6 protein-coding genes, 1 rRNA gene and 3 pseudogenes are annotated in these 7,207 nt (G+C 67.5%); 3 read left to right on the top strand and 7 right to left on the bottom strand.

Going from position 1 to position 7,207, the window contains the following annotated elements:
• Positions 1–889 precede the first annotated feature (889 nt).
• Positions 890–2,044, top strand: a pseudogene (locus F8M74_RS36640) (IS256 family transposase); the annotation flags it as partial.
• A 136-nt stretch (positions 2,045–2,180) separates the two neighbouring features.
• Here the strand turns inward: F8M74_RS36640 and F8M74_RS36635 are convergent.
• Together F8M74_RS36635 and F8M74_RS38330 are read right to left on the bottom strand one after the other, a co-directional pair.
• Entirely contained in the window at positions 2,181–2,474 is a 294-nt protein-coding gene (locus tag F8M74_RS36635) for an ATP-binding protein (RefSeq protein WP_239005014.1), read from the bottom strand.
• A gap of 25 nt (positions 2,475–2,499) precedes the next feature.
• Positions 2,500–2,844: pseudogene (locus F8M74_RS38330) on the bottom strand (IS21 family transposase); the annotation flags it as partial.
• On the opposite strand from F8M74_RS38330, the pseudogene F8M74_RS38740 reads away from it, so the two are divergent.
• A pseudogene (locus tag F8M74_RS38740) lies at positions 2,830–3,069 on the top strand (transposase); the annotation flags it as partial. The pseudogenes F8M74_RS38330 and F8M74_RS38740 overlap by 15 nt on opposite strands.
• 22 nt (positions 3,070–3,091) lie before the next feature.
• Positions 3,092–3,274, top strand: coding sequence for a hypothetical protein (locus tag F8M74_RS38325; RefSeq protein WP_228560921.1), 183 nt, complete (start codon positions 3,092–3,094; stop codon positions 3,272–3,274).
• Between the two features lie 769 nt (positions 3,275–4,043).
• Here the strand turns inward: F8M74_RS38325 and F8M74_RS36625 are convergent.
• From F8M74_RS36625 to rrf, 5 genes are all read right to left on the bottom strand, one after another.
• Positions 4,044–4,193 (bottom strand): hypothetical protein, encoded by a 150-nt coding sequence (locus F8M74_RS36625; RefSeq protein WP_153881062.1) that lies wholly within the window; start codon positions 4,191–4,193, stop codon positions 4,044–4,046.
• Between the two features lie 125 nt (positions 4,194–4,318).
• Positions 4,319–4,798, bottom strand: coding sequence for a hypothetical protein (locus F8M74_RS36620; RefSeq protein ID WP_141258960.1), 480 nt, complete (start codon positions 4,796–4,798; stop codon positions 4,319–4,321).
• A 20-nt stretch (positions 4,799–4,818) separates the two neighbouring features.
• Positions 4,819–6,056 (bottom strand): IS3 family transposase gene (locus tag F8M74_RS36615; protein ID WP_141258959.1). Its coding sequence is split into 2 segments (ribosomal slippage): positions 4,819–5,702 and positions 5,702–6,056, totalling 1,239 coding nucleotides; the frame shifts between segments, so codons are not numbered across the junction.
• 50 nt (positions 6,057–6,106) lie between these two features.
• Entirely contained in the window at positions 6,107–6,436 is a 330-nt protein-coding gene (locus F8M74_RS36610) for a hypothetical protein (RefSeq protein WP_141258958.1), read from the bottom strand.
• Positions 6,437–7,098: 662 nt separating this feature from the next.
• A 5S ribosomal RNA gene (gene rrf / locus F8M74_RS36600) occupies positions 7,099–7,207 on the bottom strand; the annotation flags it as partial.

Below are 7,207 nucleotides of genomic sequence, written 5' to 3'. Positions count from 1 at the left end.
GCTGCCGGCTGCGCTTCGCAGCGCGACCTGGCTGGCACCGTCTTAAGAAATTGACTGCGGTTTCCGCAATCTAGCTTCTTCTTGGGCTTGCTATTTGGTTTTCAAAGAGCGAGTCGCTTGTCTTGCCAGCGACTTTTTGCTACCGTCTTCTTCGTTGCTGCCTCGCCGTCTTTTCGTCCGGCGGGTTGTCAGCTTCTATTTCAGTTCGGCGTCTTCTGTCAAGCTGCTGTTTTCGCCGTCCTGCTGGCTTCCGGAGTCTTCAGCGCCGCCCAGTGGCTTCCGCTGCCTCCCTCCAGAGGGGCGCGGCCTCTACCGCCTCGCCGCCCTCCCTGTCAACTGCTGCTTCGTTGACTCCCTCGACTCGTCCGCCCTTTCTTCCGGGCTTCTTCGTCGGGGCGCGGCTTCTACCACCACCGCGTCTCCTGTCAACTCGCTGCGTTGACCGCCGTATTCCGTATTTTCTTACCGACCCACTCAAAGCGGATCCGCGCCAGTGCGCGGGCTTTTTCGTCGGGGGCGCGGCTTCTACCACCACCGCGTTTTCTGTCAACCCGCTGCGTTGACCGCCATATTCCGTATTTTGGCGGACGAAGGACGTTCACTGCGACACGGCGCGCAGACCAGACGCCGCTCCGCACCTGCAGTGCAGCTTGGTGTGGACGCGGCGGCAAAGGGGCCCGTGCGGGGCCGAGCACCTGCTGGTGCTGGCCACCGTCGCGGCCCTCCCGGCGGTGGGCGGCCTGCGCCAGCTGCGTACGGGGCGCTCGCGGTAGAGACGGACACTGCTGCGCCCCCCGCACAGATCCCAGTACGCGACACTACCGCTCTGGGCGATTGGCTTGGGTTCTGACGTGGAGCCGATCTTTGTTGAGAGCAATGCTCAGAACCTATCGACGCCCATGCCGAGGAGGTCGATGAGAATGCTCACCGGCTGGTAGTCCGCAACGGACATCACAACGAACGCGAGGTGCTCACGGCGGCGGGCCCGGTGCCGGTGCGGGCGCCGCGGGTCAACGACAAGCGCATCGATCCGGCCACTGGGGAGCGGAAACGGTTCGCGTCGGAGCTCCTGCCCCGTGGGCGCGCAAGTCGCCGCGGGTGGCCGCGGTGCTGCCGCTGCTGTACCTGCACGGCCTGTCCAGCTCGGATTTCGGTCCGGCGTTGACGCAGGTCCTGGGCACCAGCCACGGCCTGTCGGCGGCGACGATCACGAGGTTGACCAAGAACTGGCAGGACGAGGCGACGACGTTCAACAAGCGGTCGCTGGCCGGGACCGACTACGTTTACTGCTGGGTCGACTGGATCCGCCTCAAGGTCCGGCTGGAACAGGACAAAGTGTGCCTGCTGGTGATGCCCGGGGTCCGCGCGGACGGCACCAAGGAACTCATCGCGCTCGACCACGGGCACCGCGAATCGACCGAGTCGTGGCGCGATCTGCTCCGCGGCTGTAAGCGCCGTGGCATGGCCGCGCCGGTGCTCGCGGTCGGCGACGGTGCCCTGGGGTTCTGGTCCGCGGTCCGCGAGGTGTTCCCCGAGACTCGCGAGCAGCCAGCGGTGCTGGTGGCACAAGTTCGGCAACGAGCTCAACGTGCTGCCCAAGTCCGCCCAGCCGGGCGCGAAGAAGGCGCTCGCCGAGATCTGGAACACCGAGGACAAGGACCACGCCCAAGCCGCAGCCAACGTGTTCGCCGCTGACTACGGCACCAGGTGGCCCAAGGCGGCCGCCAAGATCACCGACGACCTCGACGTGCTGCTGGCCTTCTACGATGACCCCGCCGAGCACGGGCTCCGCCTGCGCACCACCAACCCGATCGAGTCCACCTTCGCCACCGTCAGGCTTCGCCAGCGAGTCACCAAGGGCCCCGGCTCCCGCGCCGCCGGTATCGCGATGGCGTTCAAGCTCATCGAATCGGCACAGACCCGGTGGCGGGCCGTCAACGCCCCCCACCTCGTCGCGCTGGTCTGTGCCGGCGCGGTATTCACGAACGGCACGCTCATCGAACGACCCGACGAATCAGAGGGCGGTGAGCAGCACGTCGCATGACACGCCGATCGCTCCATAGGTCTTGACTATTCCTCTCGTTGGGCCACGGGGCTGAATGCGAGCAGGGGTTTTCACCGCACGACGAGCCGGTTCATTCGTTTCTGTCTCATCCGGACGCGCTGTGGAATGGCCCCCATCAAATCGGACAGGGACAGAGAGGTGAAGCAGCGAGCCGAACCTCCCTCGGGGAGCGCATCCCCAGCGCACGCCAGGAAGCTCTTGCCCTCACCGTTGGCCCCGTCAGCAGCACGTTGTGCTTGCCTGGCCCCCGCTTCGAGGTGGACAGCACCTGCGGATTCGTCAGTCCGCGGGCGTGGGTGTAGTCGATGTCCTCCAGGCATGCCTGCTGGCGCAGCTTCGCGTGCTGCAGGCGCGCACTCAGCTTCTTGTTCTCCCGGTACATCCACGCCGCGTCCGCCAAGAGGCCCACCAAGTCCGTGGAACTCAGCCAGCTTCGCGCACGAGGGGCCTACTCCTTCGGCCCAGCGGATGAGACGCGAGGGCGTCCACTCGGCGTGCTGCCGATGGGAGGCGAGCATGTGCTCGGGTTGGGTGATGATGCGCCCCTTCTGCGCGCTGCGCACATGGCTGGCCACGCGGCGGCCCGCAAGGAAGACTTCGACGCAGCCATTCGTGTGACGCACCTCCACCGGCTTGCCCACCAGCGTGTACGGCACGCTGTACCAGTGGCCCCCCAACTCCACGTGGTAGTCGATATTCACCTGCGCCTTCTTCCAGCAGGCCAGCTGGTAGGGGCGCGATGGTAGCGGCTTGAGCATCGCGCGCTGGTCGAAGCTGTCGCCGCCGGCGGTAGACGAGAGCTGGGCCTACGTGCGTCGCAACTTCTTCTGCGCCAAAGACACTCCACCCCCGCGGTGGAGCGCATCCGCCAGTGGGCCCTGGCCCAGGGGGCCGATCCCGGCAGCGCCTTGCGCAAAGCCCTCAAGTACACGCTGAAGCGGTGGGACGGGCTCACCGTCTTCCTGCGCGCCCCTGAGGTGCCCCTCGCCAACAACTACGTCGCACGGCAGCTTCGCGACAAAGGTGGTGGGTCGCAAGAACCACTACGGCAGCGAGTCCCAGCGAGGCCCCGAGGTGGCCGATCTCTTCTACTCCCCCATCGAGACGGCGCGCCTGCGCGGGGAGGCCCCCGCCCACGACCAGCGCCGCGCAGCGCTTGCCGCGATCGAGAACCCGGGCACCATCACGCTCCCATACCGCCAGGACTGACGACCGCTGCCATCGCCGCGCTCCCGGTTGGTCCAGCTCTGTGTCCAGACAGGGCACGGCGAACTCTTACACAACGTCAGCTCCGGCACGCCCAGCGTCTGTGCGGCATCCGCCATGCTCCCGCCTGCCGCTATCAGATGCTCCGCATAGCGCACCGCGAAGGCGCGTAGCTCCTCGGGAAACGGCAATGAACCACTCCCCCGCCCGGCCATCAGCCCCTGCGCCTCCTGACGGAACTGCCCCAACTCCTTCTCCAGCTCCACGGCCCGCCCCCAGATGTGTGGCCACGGGAGGTCTCACGGGGCGCGGCATTCCGTCACGACGGAGCTCGGCGAACAGTTACGGTGGACTGGGCGGAGTTGCTCAGGAGGACGTTCGACTTCGACGTGTTCGCGTGCGTGCTCTGTGGAGGCAGGCGGCGGGTGCGGAGGACGTGAAGAAAACGGGAGAGGTGCGCGCGATTCTGGAGCACCTGGGCATGCCCACGGCAGGTGCGCGCCAGGCCCCGGCGCGAGAGCCCCCGCAAGCCGCGTGGTGTTGAGGCTCAAGCCGCCACAGTCACGAGAGCCAGGCCCCTGCCGCGCACCGCGTAGGAGCGTAGCTAGGGCCGGCGTGTACCCCTAGGGGGCTGCACGGCCTCTCCACCGGCCGGGCGCACGGCTCGGGCTGCCCCAGTCTACGGCCCTCCTCGGCGACGTCCCTGGGAGCGTATCGTCTCCGCCCCCCACCGCGTGTTGGAGGACGAGCGACGTCCCGACGGTGGTGATACCTACCAGACGAGGCTCCGCAGCGTGGTGCGCTTGCCGACACGCTTCCAGTGCTGGTCTCCCCACCAGAGCGCGGGGAACGGTCTCCCCTCCGGAGCGATGGCTAGCAGTCCGTAGAGATAGGGCCCAGGGGTCCGGTCACTGGTGGACACGAGCGTCTCCTGTCCTTTCCCGTCGCTGTCGGAGAAGACGACGGTGAAGGGAGCCCCGTGGACGCGCCCGGGTGGAGTTGCCCCGTCAAGTTCGGACAGGTTGGCGGCTCGACTATGCACTTCTGTCACACCAGTTCTGAAAAACGCTTCTTCCACTCCGCTGGCAACGTGGGCGGGCCTTTCAACTCAAGAAGCTGCCGCAAGTCGTGCTTGAAGCGCCGGAGCGCTGCGCCCAGGTCGTCCCAGGCAAACTCCGCGTTCTGCCACTCGGGATGCGGGGCGCCACCACCTATGCCGGCGACGATGGAGAGGTGGAGGGACGCGTCCGTGCGCTCGAAGAGGAAGGCGGGGTCGCCCTGCTCGCACGAGTCGAGGGTGTAGGGCTGTCTGTCGGAAAGTGCCGCTACGGCCCCGGTGAGTTCGTCCCACCACTGCCCGAGGCACACATCGTCCGGCCCCCAGAAGCCCATGCACGGCACGCGTCGCTCGCCGATGGTCCACGCCAATTCACCATGAACGTGAGGCTCATCTTCGCAAAGCGCTGCCAGGGGCCGACGCTCGTTGCCCTCGCCGGGCACGTGGGCGCTGCGGAGTTCAAGCTGCATCGATGGGGAGCCTGACGACATCAGCCGACCTCCGCTGGACAGGCGCCTGCGGCCACCGCCCCGCGAAACTCGCGTGGCGAGCGCATTCCGAGCCCCTTGTGAGGGTGCACCGAATTGTAGTCTTCGAGCCAGGCTGGCAGCTGCGCCAGGACGTGGGCGGCAGAATGCAGCTCGTGCACGTACACGTAGTCGCGCTTGAAGGTCTTCACGAAAGCCTCCGCCATGCCGTTGCTCTCCGGCGAGTACGCGGGCGTGGTGCACATCAACAGCCCCAGGGAGCGGCCGAACTCGCGCGTGTCGTGCGCGGTGTAGACGGGGCCATTGTCCGAGAGCCACTCCACCGGGTGCGGCACCCGTATGGTGCCCGGGCCGAAGCGCGCCTCCACCGTCTCGGCCATCAGGTCCTGGATGGTCAGGCTGGTGGGGTACTCCGCGGAGGTACGGTACGCGATGACCTCTCGGTCGCAGCAGTCGAGCGAGAAGGCTACCTGTACCCGCTCGCCATTCCAGCAGCGGATTTCAAAGCCATCCGAGCACCAGCGCAGGTCGCTCTTCAGCGTGGTGACGGTGCCCTCGTGCGTGCGCGTGGGCTTGCCCGTGTGCCGCTGGAGGAGCAGCCCGGCGTCCCGCATGAGGCGGTACGCCCGCTTGTGGTTGACGGGTGGCTTGTCCTCCTTGCAGCGCTGACGGTTGAGGAGCGCGCAGGCCCGGCGGTACCCGTAGGTGGCACGCTCCTGGGCCACGGCCTTGAGGCCCGCGAGCGCCTCGGAGTCTCCGTCAGCGCCTGAGCAGCGGGGCTCTCGAGGGGAAAGAGGGCAGTGCAGCGTGGAGCGGGCCACCCGAAGCGTTCGGGCCACGGCGCTCACAGGATGCCTCGCAAGCTCGACAACGCCGCGGGCGACAGCAGTTTTTTTTCGCGGGCCACCTCCACCGCGTCCCGCAAAATCTCCGCCTCCTGCGTCTTCTTGCCAAGCAGCCGCTGCAGCTCGCGCACCTGCGCCTTGAGCGCCTGCACCTCGGAGGCGGGCACCACGTCCTCGCCAGCATTGAGCCCTGACTCGCCGCCGGCGGTCTTCAGCTGCCTCCAGCGGAACAGCTGGCTGGGGCTGATGCCGTACTTCCGGGCCACCAGGGACACACTGCTCCCCGAGGCCTCGCACTCAGCCACCAGGCGCAGCTTCTCCTCCGCCGAGTACCGGCGGCGGCTCTTCCCCTGCCCAGCCCCTCCAGGGGCGCCCTCTTTCGTCGTCTTCTCCATCGGTCAGACTCGCTTTCTAGCCGAACGAGCCTGTCCGACTCTTCAAGGGGCTACACCACCGGGTCCTCCTCCTCGCTCCTGGCCTTCGGCAACACCCAGGCCACAGGCAGGTCCACCTCCACCTGGTTGGGAGCCACCCACCGCACGGTGGGCAGCGGTACTCTCCGACCGGGGCGGCGGAACCAGGTGCTCACCGGGAGACCCCCGTGGGGGCGGGCCACACCCAGTTGCACCGGGCGGGAGTGGACGCCTCCTCGCTCGCTCCACCACAGCTCGAGGTGGTCTGCACCGAGGATGGCTTTGGGACTCGTGTCCGTGGCCGCCACCGTGTGGTCGTCCTGGAACTGCGCCACCACCGTCACGGTGTTGCCGCGCCGCAACGCGTGTGCCTTCAGGTCCTTCCTTTCCGCTCCAGTGCTTCCGTCCCCAGCTCATCCACACCGGGGCATGGCCGGCGGGGCTCCCCGTTCCCGGGGCGAGCACCACCGCGCACTCGGACTGACGGCGCTCCTCGGAACCGGCCTCCTCCCCGGACTCCGAGTCCTCATGGCTCAACGTGCTGGAACGCTGCGCCAGCAGGCTCAGATTCGCCGAGTGATAGCGTTCGCTCGAGGAGGTCGCCACCAGCAGTGGCCCTTGCCGGTCGAAGCGGACGGAGACAGTGTCGGACCATCCAGTGAGTCCGCTGCGGCCGAGGGTGAGGACCTCCGGACGGCCCCCCTGTAGGGGAGCGGGCATTGGTCCATGACTCCATGACCTATCCCTCCCCCGGTGAGGGCAAAGCGCTCCCCGCTGGTAAGTCCCTCGAGGACCACCGGGGGCGTGGTACCCACGTCCTGTTTGACGCCGTAGCAGACCACGGGGCGGCGCGAGCCGAGCACCTGCTGGTGCTGGCCACCACGGCGGCCCTGCTGACGGTGGGGGCCGCCGGCTGCGCGCGCGGCGCCTGGCCCAACGCCCGCGGTGACGTGCGGAAACCCAACACGCCCAAAACAGAAAACCCCCGGTGTCCACGAGGGACACCGGGGGTTTCTCAAAAAGAATCCGGCAGCGACCTACTCTCCCGCGCGGTTTCCCGCGAAGTACCATCGGCTCTGGAGGGCTTAACTTCCGTGTTCGGGATGGGAACGGGTGGGACCCCTCCGACATAG

Origin of the sequence: Myxococcus sp. CA023 (genome assembly GCF_010998615.1) — a bacterium.
Lineage (GTDB): Bacteria > Myxococcota > Myxococcia > Myxococcales > Myxococcaceae > Myxococcus.
Note: the sequence above shows the minus strand (reverse complement) of the source record. Positions and strands in the feature narration are given on the sequence as shown.